General features: G+C 61.8%; 25 protein-coding genes, 1 tRNA gene and 1 pseudogene. 17 read left to right on the plus strand and 10 right to left on the minus strand.

Features of this window, described 5'->3' with window-relative positions; translation table 11 throughout:
• Position 1 precedes the first annotated feature (1 nt).
• From BcanWU425_RS17780 to BcanWU425_RS17820, 9 genes are read left to right on the plus strand one after another with little or no spacing between them, the layout of a single operon-like run.
• Positions 2-829, plus strand: a complete 828-nt coding sequence (locus tag BcanWU425_RS17780) for a hypothetical protein (RefSeq protein ID WP_231190796.1) — start codon at positions 2-4, stop codon at positions 827-829.
• Entirely contained in the window at positions 829-1314 is a 486-nt protein-coding gene (locus BcanWU425_RS17785) for an XkdW family protein (protein WP_231190797.1), read from the plus strand. The genes BcanWU425_RS17780 and BcanWU425_RS17785 overlap by 1 nt, the downstream gene beginning before the upstream one ends.
• Positions 1314-1919 (plus strand): hypothetical protein, encoded by a 606-nt coding sequence (locus BcanWU425_RS17790; RefSeq protein WP_231190798.1) that lies wholly within the window; start codon positions 1314-1316, stop codon positions 1917-1919. Before BcanWU425_RS17785 ends, BcanWU425_RS17790 begins: the two co-directional genes overlap by 1 nt.
• Positions 1920-3386, plus strand: a complete 1467-nt coding sequence (locus BcanWU425_RS17795) for a hypothetical protein (RefSeq protein WP_231190804.1) — start codon at positions 1920-1922, stop codon at positions 3384-3386.
• The gene (locus BcanWU425_RS17800; protein WP_204511461.1) at positions 3383-3697 is read left to right on the plus strand and encodes a hypothetical protein; all 315 of its coding nucleotides are present in this window, start codon (positions 3383-3385) and stop codon (positions 3695-3697) included. The genes BcanWU425_RS17795 and BcanWU425_RS17800 overlap by 4 nt, the downstream gene beginning before the upstream one ends.
• The gene (locus tag BcanWU425_RS17805) at positions 3681-4079 is read left to right on the plus strand and encodes a hypothetical protein (RefSeq protein WP_231190806.1); all 399 of its coding nucleotides are present in this window, start codon (positions 3681-3683) and stop codon (positions 4077-4079) included. Before BcanWU425_RS17800 ends, BcanWU425_RS17805 begins: the two co-directional genes overlap by 17 nt.
• A gap of 1 nt (position 4080) precedes the next feature.
• Complete coding sequence (locus BcanWU425_RS17810) at positions 4081-5202, plus strand: tail fiber domain-containing protein (protein ID WP_231190808.1); 1122 nt, start codon at positions 4081-4083, stop codon at positions 5200-5202.
• Positions 5195-6820 carry a hypothetical protein gene (locus tag BcanWU425_RS17815; protein WP_231190810.1) on the plus strand — a complete coding sequence of 542 codons (1626 nt, stop codon included), beginning with the start codon at positions 5195-5197 and terminating at the stop codon, positions 6818-6820. The genes BcanWU425_RS17810 and BcanWU425_RS17815 overlap by 8 nt, the downstream gene beginning before the upstream one ends.
• Complete coding sequence (locus BcanWU425_RS17820) at positions 6817-8943, plus strand: hypothetical protein (protein ID WP_231190812.1); 2127 nt, start codon at positions 6817-6819, stop codon at positions 8941-8943. The genes BcanWU425_RS17815 and BcanWU425_RS17820 overlap by 4 nt, the downstream gene beginning before the upstream one ends.
• Here BcanWU425_RS17820 and BcanWU425_RS17825 read toward each other — a convergent pair.
• A complete protein-coding gene (locus BcanWU425_RS17825; protein ID WP_231190814.1) occupies positions 8940-9206 on the minus strand; it encodes a hypothetical protein in 267 nt (88 codons plus the stop codon). The two genes, BcanWU425_RS17820 and BcanWU425_RS17825, sit on opposite strands and share 4 nt — an antisense overlap.
• Here BcanWU425_RS17825 and BcanWU425_RS17830 point away from each other — a divergent pair.
• Both BcanWU425_RS17830 and BcanWU425_RS17835 read left to right on the plus strand, forming a co-directional pair.
• Complete coding sequence (locus BcanWU425_RS17830) at positions 9205-9906, plus strand: phage tail tip lysozyme (RefSeq protein WP_231190816.1); 702 nt, start codon at positions 9205-9207, stop codon at positions 9904-9906. The genes BcanWU425_RS17825 and BcanWU425_RS17830 overlap by 2 nt on opposite strands.
• Before the next feature lie 4 nt (positions 9907-9910).
• The gene (locus BcanWU425_RS17835) at positions 9911-10894 is read left to right on the plus strand and encodes a phage tail protein (protein ID WP_231190818.1); all 984 of its coding nucleotides are present in this window, start codon (positions 9911-9913) and stop codon (positions 10892-10894) included.
• Between the two features lie 7 nt (positions 10895-10901).
• Here BcanWU425_RS17835 and BcanWU425_RS17840 read toward each other — a convergent pair whose 3' ends face one another.
• Positions 10902-12236, minus strand: a complete 1335-nt coding sequence (locus BcanWU425_RS17840; RefSeq protein ID WP_231190819.1) for a hypothetical protein — start codon at positions 12234-12236, stop codon at positions 10902-10904.
• A 135-nt stretch (positions 12237-12371) separates the two neighbouring features.
• On the minus strand, positions 12372-13382 hold the full coding sequence (locus BcanWU425_RS17845; protein ID WP_231190821.1) for a hypothetical protein: 1011 nt from the start codon (positions 13380-13382) through the stop codon (positions 12372-12374).
• A 60-nt stretch (positions 13383-13442) separates the two neighbouring features.
• On the opposite strand from BcanWU425_RS17845, the gene BcanWU425_RS17850 reads away from it, so the two are divergent.
• A tRNA-Arg gene (locus BcanWU425_RS17850) sits at positions 13443-13535 on the plus strand.
• A gap of 50 nt (positions 13536-13585) precedes the next feature.
• Here BcanWU425_RS17850 and BcanWU425_RS17855 read toward each other — a convergent pair.
• The 3 genes from BcanWU425_RS17855 to BcanWU425_RS17865 form a co-directional block, all read right to left on the minus strand.
• Positions 13586-13738 carry a hypothetical protein gene (locus BcanWU425_RS17855; RefSeq protein ID WP_018455284.1) on the minus strand — a complete coding sequence of 51 codons (153 nt, stop codon included), beginning with the start codon at positions 13736-13738 and terminating at the stop codon, positions 13586-13588.
• 156 nt (positions 13739-13894) lie between these two features.
• A complete protein-coding gene (locus BcanWU425_RS17860) occupies positions 13895-14860 on the minus strand; it encodes an AraC family transcriptional regulator (protein ID WP_204511445.1) in 966 nt (321 codons plus the stop codon).
• Positions 14861-15298: 438 nt separating this feature from the next.
• Positions 15299-15571, minus strand: coding sequence for a hypothetical protein (locus BcanWU425_RS17865; protein ID WP_018455281.1), 273 nt, complete (start codon positions 15569-15571; stop codon positions 15299-15301).
• Positions 15572-15883: 312 nt separating this feature from the next.
• Between BcanWU425_RS17865 and BcanWU425_RS17870 the strand changes: the two are divergent.
• A pseudogene (locus BcanWU425_RS17870) lies at positions 15884-16324 on the plus strand (host attachment protein); the annotation flags it as partial.
• 50 nt (positions 16325-16374) lie between these two features.
• On the opposite strand, the gene BcanWU425_RS17875 reads toward BcanWU425_RS17870, so the two are convergent.
• Positions 16375-16638, minus strand: a complete 264-nt coding sequence (locus tag BcanWU425_RS17875; RefSeq protein ID WP_018455280.1) for a hypothetical protein — start codon at positions 16636-16638, stop codon at positions 16375-16377.
• A gap of 289 nt (positions 16639-16927) precedes the next feature.
• On the opposite strand from BcanWU425_RS17875, the gene BcanWU425_RS17880 reads away from it, so the two are divergent.
• The 3 genes from BcanWU425_RS17880 (at position 16928) to BcanWU425_RS17890 (ending at position 19188) form a co-directional block, all read left to right on the plus strand.
• Positions 16928-17374 (plus strand): hypothetical protein, encoded by a 447-nt coding sequence (locus BcanWU425_RS17880; RefSeq protein WP_007603109.1) that lies wholly within the window; start codon positions 16928-16930, stop codon positions 17372-17374.
• Positions 17375-17476: 102 nt separating this feature from the next.
• A complete protein-coding gene (locus tag BcanWU425_RS17885; protein WP_204511444.1) occupies positions 17477-18349 on the plus strand; it encodes a DMT family transporter in 873 nt (290 codons plus the stop codon).
• 98 nt (positions 18350-18447) lie between these two features.
• Entirely contained in the window at positions 18448-19188 is a 741-nt protein-coding gene (locus BcanWU425_RS17890) for a hypothetical protein (protein ID WP_085351318.1), read from the plus strand.
• A 62-nt stretch (positions 19189-19250) separates the two neighbouring features.
• On the opposite strand, the gene BcanWU425_RS17895 is transcribed toward BcanWU425_RS17890, so the two are convergent.
• Both BcanWU425_RS17895 and BcanWU425_RS17900 read right to left on the minus strand, forming a co-directional pair.
• On the minus strand, positions 19251-19577 hold the full coding sequence (locus tag BcanWU425_RS17895) for a histone (RefSeq protein ID WP_204511443.1): 327 nt from the start codon (positions 19575-19577) through the stop codon (positions 19251-19253).
• Between the two features lie 66 nt (positions 19578-19643).
• Positions 19644-21047: a cryptochrome/photolyase family protein gene (locus tag BcanWU425_RS17900; RefSeq protein WP_231190889.1), complete on the minus strand. Its 1404-nt coding sequence runs from the start codon at positions 21045-21047 to the stop codon at positions 19644-19646.
• A 191-nt stretch (positions 21048-21238) separates the two neighbouring features.
• On the opposite strand from BcanWU425_RS17900, the gene BcanWU425_RS17905 reads away from it, so the two are divergent.
• Positions 21239-22969, plus strand: a complete 1731-nt coding sequence (locus tag BcanWU425_RS17905; RefSeq protein WP_231190823.1) for a methyl-accepting chemotaxis protein — start codon at positions 21239-21241, stop codon at positions 22967-22969.
• Between the two features lie 56 nt (positions 22970-23025).
• Here the strand turns inward: BcanWU425_RS17905 and BcanWU425_RS17910 are convergent, their stop codons facing one another.
• The gene (locus tag BcanWU425_RS17910) at positions 23026-23685 is read right to left on the minus strand and encodes a peroxiredoxin (protein WP_018455274.1); all 660 of its coding nucleotides are present in this window, start codon (positions 23683-23685) and stop codon (positions 23026-23028) included.
• Positions 23686-23986 lie beyond the last annotated feature (301 nt).

The raw sequence follows: 23986 nt of genomic DNA on the forward strand, positions 1-23986 counted from the left end.
TATGGCAGCATTCCTTGACGCTTGCCGGTTCCTGCCAACTGCGGGCGGAACGACAGATTGGACCTATTCGTCAGCCGTTGGCGGCTACCAATCCCCCAGCGCTGCGGGCGTAGTCAATGGCCGGCTCTATAAGTACCGCGCCGAAAGCGCCGATCTTACGCAGTGGGAAATTGGCGAGGGCGCCTATAACACGGGAACGGGCGTTCTCGCCCGAACAACGGTTCTTTTCAATTCGAGCGGCACGACCTCAAAAATCAGCTTTAGCGCTGCGCCATCGGTCGCAGTCGTGGCGCTCAAGGAAGATCTAATTTCGGTGGAGGAAGCCAACAGCTTCACGACCACTCAGAAGCAACAGGCTTGCACCAATATTGGCGTCACCACCATCGGACAGGCGGCGCTAGGACAGATTCCGGGAACAACGGGCTCAACGCAGCCGGCGACGGGCTTCATTGGCGAGCGCGTAACTAACAGCGGCTCGCTCACATTCGCGGGGTCAGCAGTTAGCGGCAACATTTGTTCGCAACTTGTGCAGCCCGGGGTTTGGGACCTTGAGCAGTTTGCGACTTTTGGAGGCCCCGGTGGCACCACTTCGTCGGATTGGGTTAGTGCAATTTCGACCACCTCCGCCACGGTATCCAGTGGAGTTGTCGCCTTCACTTGTCACTCCCGCCAACCGAGTGGGGCAGATATTTCAATGGTTCACTCCGCGCCACGATCGCGCGTCGCTATTTCAGTTGCCACAACCTATTACCTGAATGCGCAGGCCACTTACGTTGGCGGCGGCGGTTACAGCGTAAGCGGCAACATTCTAGCCACACGGGTTAGCTGATGGCATACAATCCGGCAGATATTTTGTTGGCGGTGCTTTCCATCCACCCGGGCCTGCAAGCCAATGTCGATTTTGAGCTAGCGGACCATCAAGACGGGCGAGGGCCGATCATTTCGGTATGGAATCGGCTGGACCTGATGCAGCCAACAAAGGAAGAGATTGAGGCCGTCGATACTGACGCGCTTGTTTCTCTTGGTCCCGTTCCTCAGACGATTTCGGACAGGCAATTCTTTCAGCAATTGGCTGCGGAGAGCATAGTGTCCAAGGAGGAAGCACTTTCAGCCGTTCGCGTTGGCGAAATTCCGCCCGCGTTGCAAATGCTAATCGACGGGATGCCCGCGGAGCAGCAGTTTGCAGCAACGATGATTGTTTCTGGCGCGACGGTTTACGATCGCAACCACCCGCTCACGGCTCAGATTGGCGCTGCCTATGGCTGGACAGACAGCCAAATTGACGCGTTCTTTCGGGCGGCCTCCGCACTCTAATGTCGCTCCTCGGCTTTGATGCAATCGGCAGGCTCGCTCTAGGGCAGCTTCCGGGCTCGAATGCCTATGTTCTTGGTGCGGTGTCCGGTGCTTTCTCGCTGAACGGGGTTGCGGCAACGTTTGCTGTTCTCCAACCGTCCGCAACAGCAAGCTTTAGCGTAGCCGGCAGTTCCGCCGCTTTCGCGCCGAAGCTTTCAGCCGCGGTTGGTACGTTCTCAGAAACTGGCGTGGCCGCTCTGTTCTCAGTCCGGCTGCCGGGCAGTGTGCGGACTTACGTTGTCACTGGCAACGCTGCGAGCCTAAACAGCCGCCTTGCGGCTTCGGCATCTTCCTTTGCCGTCTCAGGCTTCGCCGTAGCGCTGAATACGACGCTCGGGGCCGCGTTCGGCTCTTACGCGGTCCTCGGAATAGATGCTGAGCTTTCCCGGGATTTTGTAAATTGGGTACAGCGCCCATTCGATAGCGACGATTGGACCGGCGCGACGGTGCAAGCCGAAACCTGGACCCTAACCGGAGAGGCCTCGTCCAACTGGATGAATGCCGCGAAGCAAACCGAGACATGGACGCCCGCAACGGTGCCCTCTAGCACATGGACAACTGAATAAATGCCCGTGATCGCTGCCGGCGACTATCGCCCGGACGTTTCTGATTATCTCGGCACAGCAAGCCGGAATGTCTTGAACGTCGTCCCGCGTGGCGATGGCTACGGCCCATTTTCGAGCTTCTCCGCTTACACCTCGGCACTTCCTGCCGCGTGTCGTGGTGGATTCTACGCGCTGAAGTCTGACGGCTCCGTTGTCACGTTCGCGGGAACCTCAACAAAGCTATACCAGCTCAACAACACGAACTATTCGTGGACGGACGTTTCCAAGGCAGCCGGGACCTATTCGGCTCTCAGCTCCACGGCCCAATGGCAGTTTGCGCAGTTCGGCAATCTCGTCTTTGCGACACAGGCAAACACGGTTCTGCAAGTGTTCGACCTCTCGTCCTCAACGGCCTTTGCCGATTGCGCAGGATCTCCGCCGCAAGCCGCCTATATCGCGGTTATTGGCCGCTTCCTTGTTCTGTTCGGGCTCCTGTCCAATCCCTACCGCATCCAGTGGTCGGGCCTGAATGCCACGACGACATGGACGAGCGGCACGAACAGCTCGGACTTTCAGGATTTCCCGGACGGCGGCGTTGTGCGAGGTGGAGCCGGCGGTGAATACGGCGTGGTTTTCCAGGACCAAGCCATTCGCCGTATGTCCTACGTTGCCGGCGCTCCCTATATCTTCCAGATCGATCGCATCACGCAGGATAAGGGCCTCTATGCCCCTTATTCGATCATCCGTGCAGGCGAAAAGATTTTCTTCTACGCCGGCCAGGGATTTCACAAGATCGAGCCGGGCGGCGTTCCTGAGCCGATTGGACGGGAGAAGGTGGACCGAACCTTTAGTGCCGACCTGGACAAGGGCAACTTGCAGCTTTTCATCGGCGCAGCAGACCCGCGGTCAACCAGGATCTATTGGGCCTATAAGTCAGCAGCCGGCGCGATCGGTACGGCCTATGACAAGGTTATAGGTTACGACTTCCTGCTAGAGCGGTTTTTTCCTGTCTCCATGGCGGGAGAATACCTTTTGGGAATGTCGCAGTCCGGCATCACGTTGGAAGCGCTGGACAGCATCTCGTCCTCGGTTGACGCAATGTCGCTCTCTCTGGACGCCTACGCTACCGCGGTGCAGCCCGAGCTAGCTCAATTTTCAAGCTCGCATATTCTAGGGTTCTTCCGGGGGGATAATCTGGAAGCAACCGTAGAGACCGCGGAGCAGGGTACAGACGAGAACCGGCTTTCAATCCGCGGCTTTCGCCCGATCACTGATGCGACGACGCTTTACGGCTCGCTTTCCTATCGTGACACGCCTTCGGCTACTTCGATCGCGGGAACAGAGGTTCTAGTCAACTCGCGGACGGGGCGCTGTGACATGATGAAGGACGCTAGATATTCGCGTTTCAAGGTTCGCGTTCCGGCTGCGACAACATGGACGTTTCTTGCGGGCGTCGTGCCCGACGTTGGCACGGCCAGCACGCTATGACGGTTTCCGTTCCGGGCATTTCGGAGACTGACCTAAAGAAGATCAATCTCGCCATTCAGCAGCTTGCAGCCGGGCGCTCCAACTCGGTCGGCAGCGTGACGCTCACTGTCAGCGTAGCGACCACGACGGTAACGGACTCGAATTGCTCCAGCGGGAGCGTTCCCATCTTGACCGCGACGACTGCGAATGCCGCGGCGGAAGTCGGCAACGGCACTATCTACGTTTCGGCCGTGGCGAACGGCTCCTTTACGATCACGCACGCGAACAGCGCGACGACGGGCAGAACCTTCAAATATGCCTTGCACGGTTAAGCTGATTTGCGTTGACCCGGACCGCATCTTTGATTTCTGGCGCTATGCTCGTCCTCTCATTCTGGCAGCGATCGAGCGGACGGGGCTCAGCGAGTTCGCCAGCATCGAAAATCAAGTTCTCTCTGGAGAACAACTCTTGTGGCTGGCTTGGGATGGCTCCGCGATCTTGGCGGCGGCGACAACCCACCTAAGCCGCGACGTTTGCACAATCACGGCTTGCTCAGGTCAGGACCGGAAGCGCTGGCTCCCGCTCATTGAGCATATCGAGAACTACGCGAAGGCCGAGGGCGCTCTTAAAACCCGCATCATTGGGCGCCGCGGGTGGGAACGAGTTCTGAACGCATATCGCGCTCAGTTCGTCATACTGGAGAAAGACGTTTAGCATGGGTGGCGAGAGCAAGAGCGAGACCTCACAGCAGAGTCAGACACAGCCTTGGCAGCAAGCGCAGCCGTTTCTCAATAACGTTCTGACGCAGTTGCAAGGCGGTCTCGGCAACACGGGCGTCACGTCGGGCGAAAACACTGCGCTCAACACGATCCAGGCCAATGCCAACGATGCTGCGGCCAAATACTCGCCGGCCGTGAGCAACTATGCCACGACGCTCCTCAATGGCGGCGGCGCGACCAACCAGGCCGGCAACGTCAACGACTACTATAAGCAGTATTACAACGCGACGAATCCGCTTGCGTCCAACACGAACTATGACCCGATGCAGACGCCGGGGATTGGCGATCAGTTGCAGGCCGTCAAGGACAACATCAGTCAGAGCGTCAATGGAACGTTTGCCGCGGCTGGCCGCGACTTCTCCGGTTACAATCAGAAGGCACTCGGCAGCGGCATCGCCGCGGGCTTGGCGCCGATTCTGACGGCGCAATATAATCAGAACGTCCAGAACCAGCAGGGCGCGGCAGGCAACCTCTACAACGCCGGCAACACGACCGCGGGCATTCAGGCGGGCATGACGCAGCAGGATCTTGCCAACCGGGGGCAGGGTGTCACGGCGGCCGGCGCTGCCGTGGATGCGGCGAACACTGGCGCCAATGCGACGCTCGCAGCCGAGGCTCAGCGCCGGGGGATTCCTGTCCAAGCTCTCGGCTTGCTGGCGCAGATCGGCATTCCGATTGCCGGCCTTGGCTCGCAGAGCAGCGGCACGAGCAACACCACAAACCAAATGAGCGGCGTTCAGCAGTTCCAGGGCATCGCTAGCGGACTTGGCAGCCTGTTCGGCAGCGGCGGAGGCGGCGGGGGCGGTGCGTCAACGGCGGCGAACATGATTAAGTTCATCTCCGATCGCGACGCCAAGGAAGATATCGAGGAAGTAGGCCGGCTGCACGATGGCACGGCGGTCTATCGCTATCGCTACAAGGGCCAGCCCGGCTTCCAGATTGGTCTCATGGCTCAGGAAGTTGAGCAGTATGCGCCGGAGGCGGTGGGCATGATCGGCCAATTCAAGGCGGTTGACTACAAGCTCGCAACTGACCGCTCCGTGAAAAGGGTTGCCTGAAATGGTGGGATTGCTGGACGGCCTCAATCTTGGCGGCGGCAACATTGGCGGGTTGCTCGATTTCCTCCGCAACAACGCGATGCAGCAGAACATGGGTAGCCCGTTGCTCCCCAGCGACGTTGCGCAGTATGGATCTCCGCCGGCCAACGCTTACGGCGCCGCGCCTCAGGCTCAGCCGCAGATCGTCCCGGCCAACCAGCCCAACGCGATCGACAACGCGCAATGGCCTCAGGGGCCTATCGGGGCTCCGACGCGTTCGGCAATGGCGCAAGCGCCTGTCCCTGCCAATCCTCCGCCCGTGATTACCGCTAGCGCCCCCGAGTCTCCGCAGGGTGGCCCCGGCTTCTTTGACAAGCTCAATGGCGGCCTGCAAAGCCTCGGCAACGGCGGCAGCATCATCGGCGCCTTGACCGGCAACTACACGGACCCGGTGACGAAGGGCAACCAGGCGCTCAACATGACGCAGCGGGCGCTTGTCGCGCGCGGTGTTGACCCGCAAGTGGCTCAGGCCGCGGCGCTCAATCCCGAGCTGATGAAGACGCTTGTTACTCAGACGTTCGGAAACAAGTCGCTCCAGGTGCTTGGCGAGGGCTACGTTTATGATCCGCAGTCGCAGCGGGTTGTTCGCGCCTACCAGCCGGAGAAGCAGCCCTTGAGCCTTGGCGAAGGCTACATTTACAAGGACGGCAAGGTTACGCGCGCCTATGAGCCGGCCGACAAGACGCCAACCAGCGCGGCAGAATACGAATATTACAAAAAGAACCTGCCCGAGGGCGAAGCGCCGATCACCTATCAGCGGTGGATTGCCACCAAGGACACGGACCCGAACAAGGTCAACGTTCTCGGCAAGGGCGGCGAGCTCTACAAGGTCGGTCCGGACGGGCAGCCCGTTGTCGTTCACAAGAACCAGGAGGGCAGCGACGCCGCGTCGATCGATGACAAGACGACCGATCTCCTCGCTAACCGCGTGCTGGCCGGGGACACGAAGGCGCTTACCGGCCTTGGCCGCGGCGCTCAGGGTGCGGCGAACATTCTCAAAATCCAACAGCGCGCGGCTGAGATTGCCGAATCCAAGGGAATGGACGCTGACGGCATTTTGCGAAACATCGCCAAGCAGGCGGAGCTTGTCTCGGGCGCTCGGGCGCTCGGCACGAAGAGCACGCACTTTGGAGTTGCTGAAAAAGCAATGGAGGAATCCCTGCCGCTTGCTCAGGCTGCCTCTGATGCCTTGCCGCGCTCTGACTGGATGACCGTCAACAAACTTGTGCAGGCGGGCCAGCGGGAGCATTCAAACCCGGTTTTCAAGCGCTTCCTGATTGCGACCGATACGGCAGCGAAGGACTACGCCCGCACGATCAACCCGCAAGGCGCCTTGCGTGAAAGCGATATCGAGTATGCGCGCAAGATCCTGTCCACTGCGGACGGGCCGGAGGCCTACTCCGCGGCGCTCGATCAGTTGCGCATGGAGGCAGGCGTTATGCATCGCGCTATCCAGCGGCAGCGATCGGAAGCCTACAAGGAAAAGGATAGCGGCTCACATTCGGCCGCTGCAACGCCGGCAGCCCCGGCGCCTGGTGCCTATGTCTGGACTCCTGAAAAGGGATACGCCCCTAAATGACGATTACCGTCACGGCTCCGAACGGCTCAACCGTCGATTTCCCCGATGGGACAGACGGCGACACGATTAACAAAGTCATGTCGCAGAATTTCGGCAGCAAGGGCGCTCCGGATAAATACCAGCAAGCCGCGCTGGACGAGCGCAAGGCCCTCTTCCCCGATCAGGATGCAAAGGGCTCCTATGGGAACGGCCTGACCTCTGACGCCGGCTTTACGCGTCGGCTTGCGCACGGCGCGACGCTCGGGGCGGACAATACCGTTTTGGCCGCGCTGACTACGCCGCTGGAGATGGTCAAGCGCGGCACATTCGACCCGCGCGAAGGCTACAACTACGCCAAGGCGCGGGAAGACCTGATTACGGGCGAGGCGCAGAAGAACACGGGCGTATTGGGCAGCGCTGCGGAGGCCTTGGGCGGCGCCGTAGCAGGCGGCGGGCTGGCTAAGAACGGCGTGACAGCCGCTCGATTCCTATCTCCCGAGTCCGGCTTGCTGGCCCGCTCGGCGGCTTCGGCGGCGGACGCCGGTATTCTTGGCGGCTTTTCTGGCGCCATGGAAGGCAACGGCGTTGGGGAGCGAGCGGAGAACGCGATAAAGAGCGGTCTAGCCGGCCTTGTCGTCGGCGGCGCCGCTCCTGCCGTGCTCGGTACGGTGAAGGGGCTTCTTTCCCCGATCGTGTCCAACATCATGGCGCGATACAATCCGAAGGGTTTTGCCGAGGGCCAGGTTGCCCGCGCGATTCACGAAAGCAAGATCGCGCCCGATCAGCTCAGCCTCGATGCCGTCCAGGCCGCGAACGAGGGGCAGGGCGCCTACACGCTCGCGGACGCAATGGGCAACGCCGGCCAGCGTATGCTTTCGACGGTCGCTAGGGCGCCCGGGGAAGGCCGTACAGCCGTGGTCCAGGCTTTGGAAAGCCGACAGGGCGATCAGGGCCGGCGACTCTCCGGCGCCTTCCGAGAGGCCTTTGACGCGCCGCAGACGGCGGATCAGACGCGAACCCGTATGGTGGAGAACGCCAACTTTGAGGCGGGCCATAATTACGCGCCCGTGAAACGCGAAACGACGCCCATTGACGTGAGCGGGCCAGTTGCGATTGCGAACCGTTCGATTTCGCCAGCGGCCGACAATCTGGCCCGGGCTCAAGGCGCTGTGCCGACCGACCTCCGCGCCCGCGCCGGCATCGAAACGGCCGAGTCGGCTCTTCGTGACCCGATCGGGAATGCGATCAAAGAGGCGCGCTCCTATCTCGCGGCGCCGAATCTCACGCTCTCCAACGTCAACCATGCGTTCCGCGCAAAAACCAATATGGATATGATGATTGCGAAGGCGACGGAGAACAAGCAAGGGGCGCTAGTTGCAGAGCTGGTCCCCGTCCGCGATGCCCTGGACGATGCTCTGGCGCGATCGTCCAGCAACTATTCTAGCGCTCGGGACGCTTACCGGACTTCTCAGCGACGGATTGAGGCTCTGGACCGCGGCAAGGAAATTGGAGCCAAGCCCGGCCGGCCTGAGGATGCAATCCGCGCGTTCAATGAGCTGCCGGACGCGGAAGCGCAAACCGCCTTCCGCCGCGGCTACGCTGACCCCCAAATCAGCTATGTGCAGAACGCGCCGTTTGGCACGAACAAGGCCAGGCCCTTCACGTCCGAAGCGACGCGGCAGGAGTTTGACGCCTTCACGGTCCCAGGCCGCAGCGATCAATTGCAGCGACAAATCGGCCGCGAACAGACCATGTTTGAGACTCGTAATCAGGCTTTGGGCGGCTCCCGCACGGTGGACAATCTCAACGATCACGCTGCGATGGAGGTTGACCCGCATATCGTGGGGCAGGTGCTTTCCGGCAACTGGCACGGCGCCGTTAAGAGCGTGCTCGCCGCGGGCCAGAACGTCCTCTCGGGCAACACACCCGAGGTGCGCCGGCAGATCGCGGACATTCTCTTGCAGACCGGCCAGAACGTCAGGCCGGACAAGCTTTCAAAAATGGTGACGGATACCATTCAGCGGATCGAGTTCGTCCAGGCCCTTGCGCAGAACGCCGGCAGAGCGGCAGCCGGCGGGATGGCGGCAACGGTCCCCGATGTCGTGGCGTCTCGACCGCGCCTCTACGTTTCGCCACAGCGCTAATCTGATTTCTGCAATCCCTTGTCAGGGCTCCAGGTGTAGTTGCCGGGAGGCAGCGGCTTGCCTGTTTCGACCTGTTCGGAGCGGGACGGCCACCACGCGTTGAGTTGACCGCGAACGAAATAGGACAAGCCCAGCAAAACCGCGATCGCAATTCCGATCGCAGCAAGATTTGCAAACCCGGAGCCGAAAACGGGCTCTCGGGCCTTCGGCCTATCCGATCGCCACTTGTGCGGCTCCAGATCAATCAGCTTCGGATCATCCATGAATAACAGTCAGTCCGCTTATGACTACTACGTCAGTCAAGGGCTCGAACCGCACCAAGCGGCCGGCATTGTCGGAAACCTGCAAGGCGAGTCCGGGCAGGATCTCAATCCTTACGCAACGAACAAAGGCGACGGCCGAGACGGAAGTGATAGCATCGGCATCGCCCAATGGAATGGGCCAAGGGCGCAGGCCCTAAGGGACTATGCCGCTTCGCAAGGCGTCCCCTGGACCGATCTCAATATACAACTTGATTTCCTCCATCGGGAGCTAAAAGGGTCGGAAAACTCCGCCTATCGGCAGCTATTGTCAGCGACGACGCCCGAGGAAGCCGGCCAAGCCATGTTGGCCTTTGAGCGTCCGAAGGACTGGAATAAGCCCGGAGCCCATCCTGAACGGGCGAGATACGCCGCGGCAGCCTATGCCAAATATGGCGCTGGCGGCGCTCCGGCGCAACCAGGCGCCCCGTTGTCCTTAGAGGCGCCTCAGCCGGCGCCAGCGCAACCCCCGCTCAACGCTCAGGCAACGCCCCCGATCTTCGCTCAGCGACCGCAGGGCTCGGCTGACGTTGGCGCGTTGTCGGCGCAACAGGTGGGGCAGCCTCCGCCGATCTTCTTTGCGCCGCGGCGGGCGCCAGACCTTTCAAAACTTCAAGCGGCTTTGGCCCCGGGAAACCGGGGCTTTTTCTTTAACAGAGGGTGACGGAATGACATTCTATAAGTGGTCGCAGACTTCGGCGACGAACGCGACTGCGGACAGCACCGTGAACTATCAGGAGGGCCAGGCGCCTAGCTCCCTGAATGACAGCGCACGCGCCGCCATGGCAGCCCTCGCCAAATATCGCGACGACGTGGCCGGAGCTATCGCGACCGCTGGAACGTCAACCGCCTACACGGTCAGTTCTTTCCAGGCGTTCGATACGCTGGCCCACATGAGCGGCCAGACAATCGCATTCACGCCGCACACGACCAACGGCGCGACCGTCACACTCAATGTTGACGGACTTGGCGCGAAGGCGCTGCGCTCGGCTCCGAACGTCGAAATACCCAGCGGCGTGCTTGTGGCCGGGACGCCCTATGTTGCGCTCTACAGCAATTCGGACGGCGCGTTCTATCTTCATGGCTTCTATAACAGCCCGGCGCTCGTCCCGCTTGGAACGCTTCTCGACTATACCGGATCGACGGCGCCTAGCTCGTCTTTCGTGATCCCGATCGGGCAGGCGATTTCGCGGACGACCTATGCCAACCTGTTTTCGTTGATCGGAACCACCTACGGCAGCGGCGACGGCTCAACCACGTTCACTCTTCCGAACCTCCGCGGTCGCGTCGTCGCCATGATCGACAGCACGGCAACCATAATCAATTCGGCAACCATGACCCCGGACGGTTCTACGTTGGGAGCCACAGGCGGCGGCCAGGCTAGTAGCCTTGTGACTGCCAACCTTCCGCCTTACACGCCCGCCGGCTCGATCGCGAACGGCGCGATTTCGATTTCGCACAATGCTCAGGTAGCCTCCAACAGCACGACGACGGGCGGCGGCGGCTTCCCCTGCGTCGCCGCTGGCGGCGCCAGCATCAGTGCATCACAAGCGGCATCGACCTTCACGGGTACGGCGCAAGGCGGCACTAGCACGGTGTTCACGAACATGCAGCCCACGATCGCGCTTAACAAGATCATGCGCGTTCTTTGATCGACAGCTAACGCGTCGGCCACAACCAGCGCCCCAGCGAAGTGCTGGGGGATGGGGTCGCCGGCAGCGTCTCGGCAAACACCTGAATATTGTTTGCCTCCATCTTCGCCGCGATTTCTTGCCGAGTTGCGTTGCCAGTTAGAAGCAGCTCCTCCACCTTAAATTCATCGATTAGGAACGGCTTCCCGGCCGACCGGCAAATGAGTTTCGTGTGGCAGGCGACGTTGCCGGGTACGCTTGAGGCTTGCCGGGCCTGGAGGATCAGATTGCGCTCGGTCTCCGCGAAAGTGCCGCGGAACGCATCGCTGGCGACCACAAGCGCCGTTTCCTGACGGTCCGACGCCAAGAGGCGGAAAAGCAGGGCCGCGACTATCAGCAGCCGGCAGCGATCGACTCCGATGCGAAGGGCCAGCGGGGACGCATCAGATCCCGCCAGGACGACGCCAACTCCAATCCCCAAGGCGAACAGCAAATCAAATTCGGCATTGCCCGCTACGCCGTGCCCGAGCCATTGCAGAAGGCAAGAGAAGAGGCCCGCGCCGATCAGCAGAGCTGTAAACTTGGCTTGCGTGGTTCGGCGCTCGCTCCATGCCCACACAGCCCAAATCAGCAAGGCCAGAGCGCACCATTGCAGATGGCCGACGTTCGCTAAGAGCGTCCCCATGCCATAGCTGCGCACGGCCAGCATGTTCGGAAAGAAGTTCGGCCCGAACGAGACAACGCAAGCCCCAAGCCCGGCAACTGCGGCGGCAGCACTCGCGAGCGTCGATTTCAGCGCGAACCTGTTCCCCGAGCCAAACAGCCAGGCAATCGATGCGATCGGAATCCCGATATTATTGTGCTTCCAGAAGCCGCCAGCGACCATCAGGAGAAGAGGCGCCAGCGGGGAGCGGTCCGCCGCTGTTCGCTTCAACAACCACACTAGCGCAGCGCCCATAATGGCTAGGCCTGCTATCTGCGGATCGTTCGCCCCGACATAGGTTGTCGAATTGCGCGCCATGATGGCGAGATACCAAAGGGCGCCGGCAGCGCCCCAGACGCGGGCTCCAGTAAGCAGCCACACGGCGGCGGATATCTCGAATGCTAGCGCAGCAAGCCCGGCCAGTGACAGCCAGCGCCCGAGATAGAGCGGGTCAACGTGCAGCGTCTTGGCGAGCAGTCCAATCGCATAAAAAGAAAGCGGTGGATAATTATTGCCCGTTAGTCCTTGAGGGTCGGGATAGATAGGCAACCCCGCCGCCGCGGCGTCCTGCCAATAGGCGTTCCAAGACTCGGTGGGCCAAAGCTCAATGAGAAACTGAGCCCGCCAGATCGGGAAAAGCAGGAAATAGCCCGCGACCATTGCCAGGGAGGCAACGCAAGCAAGCTCACGGGAGCCTAGCCGCCGAAGCGGCTGAGCAGTTGCAACATAACCAACCAAAGAAAAAATCCCCAACCCAAAAACAGAGTTTAGCGGGGGCGTTGATACAATCAATGGTTATAGGATCAACCGGGGAAGTACGGGGGGTTCTCGGTTAATGCAGGGGCGGAGCGGGACACGGGACCGATTGTCCTCAGAGCGGCCGACAAACAGTTCATCGCCCGTTCGGCGGATATCCAGGCGGACCGGCGAGCCGGGTTGCTTTGCCCATTCGCGGATTGTGGCCGTGGTCAACAGCGAGACGAATTGCCGGGCAGCTTCCATCGCCGCGAAGGTCTCGCGGCAGATCCTTTCGCTTCGGCTGAACGGCGCCACGCACCTGCCCAGCTCCTCAACGCTCGCGGCGTTGATGTCCTCCGGAATTTTGAAGTCCAGCAGATCGAGCGCGGTCTTAAGCCGGGGAGCGAAGCTTTTCCGGTCCGGGTCGATCAGGCTGGAGCCGGCAATGGTGGCGTAGACGCGAAACCCGTTGTCCGGCTTCCCGTCGCTATCGAACGTCGGCAGCCCTAGCGCTCCTGTCTGGACGTGATCCCAAAGGTTGACCTTCCAGGTGCGGTGCAGCTTCTCTCCTAGAATTTCTTGCAGCTCGTCCAGGTGTTGGGCCAGCGGCGTTGCGGTCTCGATCGCGCGCCGATAGGCGTCCCGGTTGCCCAGGTTATTGGCGAGGAACGCCACAAGGCCGTTGTGCTTCATGCGGGCCTTGTATTCGTCCTGAGCCGCGGCGTGGCTGTCTGGATTGAGCCGCTTGAAACAGTGTTGCCCCATCAGGCGAATGCAGCGCGTCTTGGGAAACCAGGCGATAAAGCCTTGCCCAAACTTGGCGTGTCGTGGCGTGCAGCAAGGGCAGGGGCATTCAATGCCGGCAGGCAGCTTGAAGTCCGCCACATAGCGGATTTCCTCGGCTTCGTCGGTGTCCGGTTTCGCGTGGGTATGGCCGCGCCACGTCCAGGTGGGTTGGTCCTTGATCCACTCCCGGACTTCATCCACAACGGCAGCCGCCGCCTCCATCGTTGCGAATAGCGGCTTGGGCTCGAAAGCCTCGGACGGCACGTCGATCGGCTCAGCCATTTATTCTCCGGTTCATTCTGAACGCTCGATATTCTACAATGTTTTCAATGTGAGAACAGAGCGAGAAAGTTCAGAATACCCGTTGAAATTGCTTGCTGCCTGATCGGATTTCGATTCCGAGGGTCGGGAGTTCGAATCTCTCCGAGCGCGCCACTTGCAGGGCCAGAGTTTTCTCGGATCTGGCGCGAGGCCGTGAGCCGCCTCTATTTGCCTTGGATCTTCAGCCCGTTGGGACCGACATTGATTTGCAGGCCATCGGGCTGCTTCTTCGTCTGGTAGAGATTGTAGCCGAGCACGGCCGCCGTGACGACCAGAGCACCGATGATCAGAAACAATACGTTGCGGCTGATAGACATTTTTTTCCTGAACCACTTGGTTGACGGCGAGAAAAAACCCGCGTGTGGGGCGCGGGGTGCTTCAGTGCGCCGCCGGCGCACTGCTTGGATAATGCGGTTCGAAGGAACTGGTTCCCTTGAGGCGCGCGCCGCGTCGGAAGGCCGGAGCCTATCTGGTCAGCGTGCCGTCGGACCGGCTTGCCGGCCCCGTGCCAGCGTGTCGGACGGCGCTTCGTGGAAGGTCGCGCGGTAAGCTGCGGCAAACTCCCCCAAATGGTGAAAGCCTTGGGCGCGCGCGCATGTGGCGACGTTGGCACCCCCGCCTTTGAGAAGGCGAGACCGCGTCGCCCACAATTTTTTCAGGCGAATGTATTGATGCAGGCTCATGCCACGCACCTTGCTGACGGCGCCGCCGAGCGTCCGGATCGAGACGCCAAACTCGCCGGCGAGATCGGCGGTATAGATCGGAGCAGTCGGATGTGCTGCGACGTAATCGTCGATCCGCTGCACGAGTTTGATCGACCGCTCGCCCTGGACGGAGGCACTCCGGTCCGAGAGCGAATCAATGCGAAACAGATCGTCGAGCGCGAGCAGCAGGCCTTCCTGGAGATGGGCGGCGACCTCGGTCGTTTCGAACAGGGCCGGCTGCACCGACGCGGTTCGCAGAATGTCGAGCAGGAGCTGCCGAATGTGGAGCAAAGCGGGGCGGTTCGCGACATAGGCCCGCAAGTCGTCCGCCTGATCGAACCAGCCCCGGTCGCTCATGCCGGGTGAGAAGATGATCATCGCATGATGATTGGTCCGGCGCTCGACGAAATGGCATTCATCGCTGCCGCGGAGCGCGATGAAGAAACGCGTGTCCAGATCCATGCCCTTGGAATTGGCCTGAAGGTCGTCCGTCATGGGCAGGATCACCATCCCCCCGGGCATCCGATAGGCGGCGTCGAGGATGCGCGCGAACGAGCGCATCATGACGATGCGGCAGCCGGGCAGGGAGACGACAGCACGAGCCGCCGCGAAATTCCGGACGTCGAGCGGAATGCTTCTCGCATCCTCCATCGACTCGATCGGCCGAAACGCATCGACGTCGGCAAAGCCGATCAATTGAAGCGCCGAGGATGGGGCGAGGGCGTCGAACAACATGCGTGCGACCGTCTGCTGCAATATGACAATCAAATGAACGTCGGAACATCGCCATCAATGGCGAAACATCGCGCTTCAGTAAACCGGATTCCGGGCCGTAGTATTGCGGACATCATGGCATGAAGCTTGGCGGATCGATGTCGCCGTCAACGGTCCCGAGTCATCGGCTGGCCGCATGCGAGGTCGATGAAATGCAGCCGCGTGCAGGCGGGACAGGCGAAGGAGGCAAAGCTCTGCGCCTCCTGTCTCAGTTGCTTCTCCAGACGTGTCTGCACATTCATACCCGTCTGGGGACATCGAAAAACGATCAAATCGACCATCGTCGGAGAATGACGGCGTGGCGGATTGCGTCTTTGATCTAGATCAGTTTTGGAATGACTCCAGACCAACATCCTTGATCTCGCAAAAGCGAAGGGGCCCCGAAGGGCCCCTTTAGAATCACCAGCGGCGATAGCGTGGTCCGTAATAGCGAGGGCCACCGTAAAAGCGCGGTGCATATCGGGGACCGTAATAGGGCCGCGGGGCGTAGTATCCATAGTAGTTCGGGCGCCAGAAGCAGCGTCCCCAGGCGTCACAGACCATGCGGACCTGCTCGACGTCGGAGACCTGCGGCGTCGCAGGAGCAGGCGCGATGGGCATGGCAGACGCCGCCGATGATGCGACCAACGCACCGAACAGGGACGCGGCGACGAGGCCAATTCTAAGCTTCATGATGTCTTTCTCCGCTTACGCAATACAGGGATATCGAAGTTTGTTCTGATCAAATTGTGGCGGGACCGAAATGTAATGCTGATGAACAGGTCTTCAGCCCAGCCCGCCGCAGGCCTGACCTTTAGCTCCGCCAGACTATCCCAGGTTCGCGCTCTTGACCAATGCTGCGCTTGCGTTGCGCTCCGCAGGACATCGCCGCCATCCTTGATCCCGCGCAATTCGTCGGTGCAGCTTCGTCCCTAAGCTTGGCGTCGTGGCCAGCTTTCGAGCATTTCGATGAGCTGGCTAGCGAGGTGGCTTTGGAGCTGTGCAATGGACCAAATGAGAATCGACAAGGGTGACTGGCTGGTCGTGTGCGACGGGCGCAAGGCGCTTATTCGGAAAACCTCGGCGACGAGATGTTTCCGAACCTCCACACCAGGGAGGTGCACGAACAGCCCAATCCCTCGACCGGTGCGCAAGGGACCGACGCGCCGGGCAGGCTCCACGGCGCGGCCGGTAGCACGCGCAGCTCGGTGGAGCAGACTGATTGGCACGACGAGGCCGAGCGCGCCTTCCTGCGCGGCCTGGCCGGACGGCTCGATGCCACCGTCAGCTCAGGCGAGAACCTCGGCCTTGACCATGGTGGCCTCGCCGCGTGCGCTTGGGATGATTCGCGCCGATTGTTCGGATGTGGTGCGCAAGGCACTCCAGGGCGAGGTCGGCAAGGACCTCGTCAAACTGCCGGTCTACGAGATCGAGAAGCAATTACTGCTGTCCGCGCCGCCAAATAGCGGCCCCCGCAGAGGACCCGCCTGCACCCCTCAGAAGCAGGGGTGCCGACGGCGGTCCTGGCCGACATAGGCGGCTGCGCTCTGGTAGCAATGGTTGGTCGACGGGCCGTCGTAAAAGGCGAACGTCCCGGGCGTAATGCCGGGCCCGTAATTGTGCAGATAGCTGATCGGGTAGGGCAGCGGGTTCGTGTAGTGGCGATGGTACCGGTGGTATCCCCGCGCCTCTGCGAGGCCAGGGGCAAGGATTGCGGCCGACAGGACAGCAACCGCGGCTACAAGCTTCAACTTGCTCATCTCGAATCTCCGGAACCCGCACGAATAGGTCAGCCGTTTATAGCCAGTTCGGGCGGCCGGAACACCCGTCTGCAGCCCGGAAATCGACGCCAATCCCGCAGATTCCGGGGTGGGTGTGATAGAATTGCCGGTTCTGTGGTCCGGACTTGCCCATTTTTGGCCTTTTCGAGATGCTTAACGAATTCCCCACACAAGTATGACCAAAGAGAATTAGCTCAAGACTCCTGTTGCCGGCTTCTCGGGGTTCATAGACCGGTCCATTCCTGAAGGCTTTCGCCGTCACCTCGCCATGCGCATCACGCTTCTGAGCCTGCTGTTGCTCTCGGTCGTCGCCGCCACGCCGGCGCGGGCCGAGCTGCATATTACCCGCGACCACGGCGGCTATGTCGAGGAGTACAAGGCCAAGTACAAGCGCGTCCGCGAGAAGGGCGAACGCGTCATCATCGACGGCATCTGCAACTCGGCCTGCACCCTGGTGCTCGGCATAGTGCCGATGAACAAGATCTGCGTGACGCCGCGCGCCAGCCTCGGCTTCCACCAGGCTTACTACGACAAGGCCTTCACTTTCGGCATCAAGGTCACCAGCGCGGAGGGGACGTCCGACCTGATGGCCTACTACCCCGACACGGTGAAGGACTGGATTCGCCGCAATGGCGGGCTCACCACCGACATGAAAAAGATCAAGAACGGCGTCGAGCTCTGGAAGATCATCGATCCCTGTCCGGACGAATGGTGAGCCGCTGAGCCGTCCGGTCCGTCGCAGCGCAGCATCGCCCGGACGAAATTGGCCGAAATTCGCATTGCCGCATCGGCCCCCTGTGAGGCAATGAGGGCGCCAATGAACCACAATCAAGAAGCCCTGGCCGCCCGCGCCGCGCCGATCCTGTTCGTCCTGCTCTGGAGCACGGGCTTCATCGGCACCAAATACGTCGTCAACAATGCCGATCCCTTGACCTACCTCGCGATCCGCATGGCGTTCGTGGTCGGTCTGATGGCGATCATCGTCGCGATCGCGCGACCGAAATGGCCGGATCGTATCGGCATCGCGCACAGCGCAGTCGCGGGCATTCTCGTCCATGGCTTCTATCTCGGCGGCACCGCAATCGCGATCGCTCACTCGATTCCGGCCGGGCTCTCCGCGCTCATTCCGGGCCTTCAGCCGATCCTGACCTCGACCATCGCCAACCGCTGGCTCGGGGAGAAGGTGACGCCGGTGCAATGGGCGGGGCTCGTGCTTGGCCTCGGCGGCGTGGTGCTGATCCTGCACGGCCGTCCCATGACCGGCGAAGCCGGGCTCGGCTGGCTCGCCTCGGTGGTCTCGCTGATCAGCATCACGCTCGGCACGCTCTATCAGCGCCGCTACTGCAACCACATCGACTGGCGCGCCGGCAATCTCGTGCAGTACGTGTCCGTCACGATCTTCTTCGCGATCGGCGCGTTCCTGTTCGAGGACCGCGTGGTGCACTGGACGCGCGAGTTCATGCTCGCGCTGGCCTGGCTCGCCGTGGCGCTCTCGATCGGGTCGATCGGGCTGCTGTACTGGCTGATCCGCCACGCCGCGGCCACGTCTGTTGCAAGCCTGTTCTATCTGGTGCCCGCCGTGACGGCGCTGATGGCTTATCTGCTGTTCGGAGAAAAGCTCGATGCGCTGGCGGTCGCGGGCATGGTGATGTGCGCGGCCGCGGTGTTCGTGGTCAACCGACGCTTCTAGGGCCGGCGGGCCAAGCCGCTCGAATACATCCCTGACGTGCGCGGCGCGTCCGTGCTAGGGTCGGCGCATTTCAGTGCCCCTTTCACAGGTGATTTTCCATGAAGAAGGCGAGACGCGCATTGCTTGGCAGGTCCCTGAAGCCAGTACGGATTGCCTGCATTAATTATGCAGAGGAGATGATGAGCGAGCAGGTGATGGCGCGGCTCACGGCCGCGCTGCAGAAATGCTATGACGAGCACTTCCTGCCGGTCTGGGGCTACCCCGTCGATCTCGACGTTACCCGCAAGCCGAAGCCCACTGACTGGCAGTTGGTCTATTTCGACGATGCGACCCACAAGAATTTCCTCGGGCGGCATGAATTGACGCATCGGGGACAGCCGATCTCGAAGATCTTCCTCAAGGCGCTGTCCAAGGACGATCCGGTCAGTCTGGCAGCCTCGCATGAGCTGTTCGAGATGGTGCTCGACCCTATGGCCAATCTGTGGGCCGACAAGACCCGGCACACCCAATACGCCTACGAGGTCTGCGACGCAGTGGAAGAGGACGCCTTCGTCGTCAACGATCTCCCGATGTCGAACTTCGTTTATCCGTCCTGGTTCGAACCCTTCAAGCATCCCCGCGGCACGAAGTTCGACCACATGGGATTGCTCAAGGAGCCGTTCTCGATGACCGAGGGCGGCTACGTCATCAAAAAGGTGAACGGCAGGAGATTGATCAAGCAGTTCGGCTCGCCCGAGAAGCGCCGGCGCTTCAACGCCGAGGACCGGCGCGGCCATCGCAGCGAATTTCGCGATCCGCAAGGCGAGCATCACCCGGGCCGGCGCGCAGCCAAGCGGTGAGGGTAGGGTATCGCTGGAGCCGTCTCCGGGCGCGTCCGCCCCCGGAGACTTGAGCGTTGCGATCAGCGCTTGGCCTTCGTGGCCTTCTTTTTCGACTTGGCAGCTTTCTTGGTGGCCTTCTTTGCTGTTTTCTTTGCTGCTTTCTTGGCCGCCTTCTTCGACGACTTCTTTGCAGCTTTCTTCGAAGTCTTCTTGGTGGCCTTCGAAGTTTTCTTCGGAGCCTTCTTGGCTTTCTTCTTGGACGCCTTCTTCGGCGCTACCTTCTTCGCAGCCTTCTTGGCGGCTTTCCTGACCTGCTTCACCGCAGTGACAGCGGCGTCCTTGGTCGCTTCCACGGCGGTGGTGATCGTGTCCATCGCCTGTTCGGTGATCGGCTTGTCGTCGTCCATATCGTCCCCCACGGTTTGCATGGAGCGGTGACGATAGCGCGTTTCATAATTGTGTCAAAGCAACGCTCAACCTTTGCGGATCTTTGCGTAGGCGGTGAGCGCGCGCTCTCGTCCCTTGGCATGATCGACGATCGGATGCGGATAGCTCTTGCCGAGCGTGACGCCGGCGCTCGCAAGCTCGATCGGTGTCGCCTGCCAGGGCTGATGGATCAGCTCGGGTGGCACATCCTTCAACTCGGGCACCCAGCGTCGCACATAGGCTCCATCCGGGTCGAACTTCTCGCCCTGGAGCACCGGATTGAACACGCGGAAATAGGGCGCCGCGTCGGCGCCGCAGCCCGCGACCCACTGCCAGTTGGCGGGATTGCTGCCGGCATCCGCATCGACCAGCGTGTCCCAGAACCAGCTTTCGCCGGCGCGCCAGTCGATCAGGAGGTGCTTGACCAGGAACGAGGCGACCACCATTCGGACCCGGTTGTGCATCACGCCAGTGTGCCAGAGTTCGCGCAGGCCGGCGTCGACGATGGGATAGCCGGTGCGGCCGCGCTGCCAGGCGGCGAGCGCCTTGGCGTCGGGCTTCCATGGGAAGCCGTCGAAATTCGCTTGCAGGTTTTCGGAGGCAAGGTTGGGATGGTCGTGCAGCAGGTGCCGGCAGAACTCACGCCAGCCGAGCTCGCTCAGGAACTTGTCGACGCCGGGTCCGATCGCGGGATTTTCCGCCGCGGCGAACCGCGCGGCGTGCCAGACCTGGCGCGGGCTGAGCTCGCCGAATCTCAAATGCGGTGACAGATGTGAGGTGCCCTCGCGGTCCGGGCGGTCGCGATCGCCGACATAGCCTTGTGCGGTGTGCTTGAGGAAGTCGCGCAGGCGAGCGCGGGCGGAAGCTTCGCCCGGGGTCCATGTCTCGCGCAGGCCGCCGGCCCAATCTGGCTTGCCAGGCTCGAGCTTCCAGGTCTCCAGCGTGTCACTGGCGACCGTCGGCGCAGGACCCAGCTCCTTCGGCGCCGGCAGGGGCTTTGGCGGATCGCCGAGCGCCAGCACGCGCCGCCAGAATGGCGTGAACACGCGCAAGCCGCGGCCTTCCTTGTTGCGGATTACCGCGGGCGGAACGAGCAGGTCGCCGGGGAAACATTGCGAGTCCACGCCGATCTTTGCCAGCGCGGATTCGAGCTGCCGCTCAATCGCCTGATGCGGCGCCTGTGCGATCCCGTTCCAGTGGACCGTGCGGGCTCCGCTCTCACGCGCCACCTCCGCGATCACCCTGGCTGCCGGCCCCTTGCGCAGGATCAGCGATCCGCCGCGCGTGGCAATGTCCGCGCCGAGCGCCCGCAGCGACTGCGCCAGCCACCAGCGCGCCGCGGCGCCCGGCGCTCGCCCGGCCGAATCGTCCAGCACATAGAGGCAGATCACCGGCGCGCCGGTCTTCGCAGCCGCCTTGGCGGCAGCGTGGAGGGCGGGGTGGTCGGACAGGCGGAGGTCGTCGCGAAGCCAGACGATGATAGGCGGAGCGCTTGGCGTAGTGCTTAGCGTAGTTCTGGGCGTGGTCAGGGTGGCCTCATTAACGATTTGGAAAGCATGTCGCGTGCTGCGATGGAACCGTCATTAATGCGACCGTAAGCCGATTGCACGAGTATGCAGGAATTACGGAGGTGATTTCATTCATGTACGGACGAGCAACGGCGAAGTTTCTGCCGCAATTCAAACTTGGCACCAAGGCGCTCCTGTGCGCGGTGTTGCTGATCGCCATGAACACGGCGCTCGTGGTTGGCGCCGGCTATTGGTCGCTCAGCTCCGCTTTCAACGATCGTGCGCTCCGCGACATCGAGGTTAACCTGCGGACGCTGGCCCTGGCCTTTGCCGAAATCGTTCCCGATGCGAAGATCACGATGCGGGATGGCGCGGTGGCGCGCGCCGAGATTCCCAAGATGCCGGACTTCAGGGATCACGCCATCGTCGATCGCGCGGTGTCCTATGTCGGCGGCAACGCGACCCTGTTCGTGTTCGACGATGCGAGCGGGCAGTTCGTGCGGCGGTCGACCAACGTGAAGAAGGAAAATGGCGACCGCGCCGTCGGGACCCAGCTTGCCGCCGATCATCCGGCGCAGGCGCTGCTGCGTCGTGGGGAGGCCTACAAGGGCCCGGCCACCCTGTTCGGCAAGTCCTTCATGACCGCCTATTTCCCGATCGCCGACGCCAGCGGCAAGGTCGCCGGCATCCTCTATGTCGGCATCCCGATGGCCCAATTCGAGAGCATGCTGGCCCACACCATCGAAAGCATGGCGATCGCCGCCGGGCTCGCGGCGCTGCTGGTGCTGGTTCTGACCTTGCTGGTCGTCCGCCGCGTCACCAAGCCGCTCACCTCAGTGACGCGCTCGCTGACCGCGCTCGCCGAAGGCCAGAGCGACGTCGAGATCGATTGCGAGAATCGCGCCGACGAGATCGGCGAGATCGCCCGCACGGTCGGGGTGTTCAGGAGCAATTCGCAGGAGCGGGCGCGGATGCGCAGCGAGCAGGCGGCCGCTTCGGCTGCGGCCGCCGAGCAGCGCAAATCCGAGCTGCGCAATTTCGTCGAGGAGTTCCGGGGCGGTGTCGGCGGCATTCTCGACAAGGTGCTGACATCGTCAGGCGAATTCGAGCGGACGGCGCGGCAGCTCACCGACACTGCGCGCTCCACCGCCGATCTGTCGGCGCGGTCGGCCGGAGCTTCCGAAAGCGCCTCCGAGCACGTGCGTTCGGCGGCGTCCGCCTCGGACGAGCTGTCTCAATCGATCTCCGAAATCACCCGGCGGGTGCAGGAATCGAACGTCATTTCCGCTGAGGCCGTGCGGCAGGCCGAGGCGACCGATCAGCGCATCGCGCAGCTCTCCGAGGCGGGCGCGCGCATCGGCGATGTCGTCAAGCTGATCACCTCGATCGCCGAGCAGACCAACCTGCTGGCGCTGAACGCGACCATCGAAGCCGCGCGCGCGGGCGATGCCGGCCGCGGTTTTGCGGTGGTGGCCCAGGAGGTCAAGACGCTCGCCGGCCAGACTGCCAAGGCAACCGACGAGATCTCGAACCAGATCGCCAGCATGCAGCTTGCGACCGAGGAATCGGTTGTCGCCATCAAGGCGATCAGCCAGACCATCGAGCGCATCAGCGGCATCGCGGGCTCGATCTCGGCGGCGGTCGAGCAGCAGAAGAGCGCGACCCAAAACATCGTCGCCAGCGTTCGCGCGGCGGTATCGGGCACGGCCGATGTCGCCGTCAACGTCCGTCAGGCCGCCGAGGGTGCGAACGAGACCGGTGAGACGTCCAGCCGGATGTTTGCTTCCGCTCAGGCGTTGTCGGGCGAGAGCCTGCATCTGAAGGCCGAGGTCGAGGGCTTCCTCGAACGCGTGCGCGCGGCGTAAGAGCTAACATCGTCGTCCCGGGCGGCGCTGACGCATCGCCCGGAATGACAGTTCCGTTATTTCGGCTGCGGCACGATCCGGATGTAGGGCTTCGGCTCCTTCCAGCCTTGCGGGTAGATCGTCTTGGCCTCGTCGTTGGAGACCGAGCCCGCGATGATGACGTCGTCACCCTGCGACCAGTCGGCCGGGGTCGCGACGCGGTGCTTGGCGGTGAGCTGGAGCGAGTCGATCACGCGGAGGATCTCCTGGAAGTTCCGACCCGTCGTCATCGGATAGACCAGCACCAGCTTGATCTTCTTGTCCGGCCCGATGATGAAGACGTTGCGGACCGTCTGGTTGTCGGCGGCCGTGCGGGTGAGGGGATCGCCCGAAATCGCGGCCGGCAGCATGCCGTAGAGCTTGGAGACGTTGTAATCGGTGTCGCCGATCATCGGATAGTTCGGGGCCGCGCCTTGCGTCTCCTTGATGTCCTCCGACCATTTGGAATGGCGGTCGACCGGATCAACCGAGAGGCCCATCAGCTTGACGCCGCGCTTGTCGAATTCCGGCTTCAGCTTGGCCAGCGCGCCGAGCTCGGTCGTGCAAACCGGTGTGAAGTCCTTCGGGTGCGAGAACAGCAGCGCCCAGCTATTGCCGATCCAGTCGTGGAACTTGATCTTCCCTTCGGTGGTCTCGGCTTCGAAGTCGGGGGCGGTGGTGCCAATCGGAAGTGTCATGGTTCTACCTCATGTTATTGAATTTACTTGCGAATTCATCTTTGACCGTCGCGGCCATTATAGGGTCTCCGCGATCCCAAGTGAACGCTAACTGAACCGCTTCAAGTAAAATGTGAATTCCTTCTTTGAAGGCCTGATTTCCTAGCACCTTTTTGTTACAGCCGCGCCCGCGGCGAAACATCTCCACCGGGGCTATACGGGCGTGATTGCCCCGAGAAAGCCTTTTATGACTTCCATCACGCTCGCCCGGCGCTCGCCAGAACCAAAATGGTCCTGACAGCGACCAATTGGCAACTATCTC

This window comes from Bradyrhizobium sp. WU425 (genome assembly GCF_021052305.1).
In the GTDB taxonomy this organism is placed as follows: Bacteria; Pseudomonadota; Alphaproteobacteria; order Rhizobiales; family Xanthobacteraceae; genus Bradyrhizobium; species Bradyrhizobium canariense_D.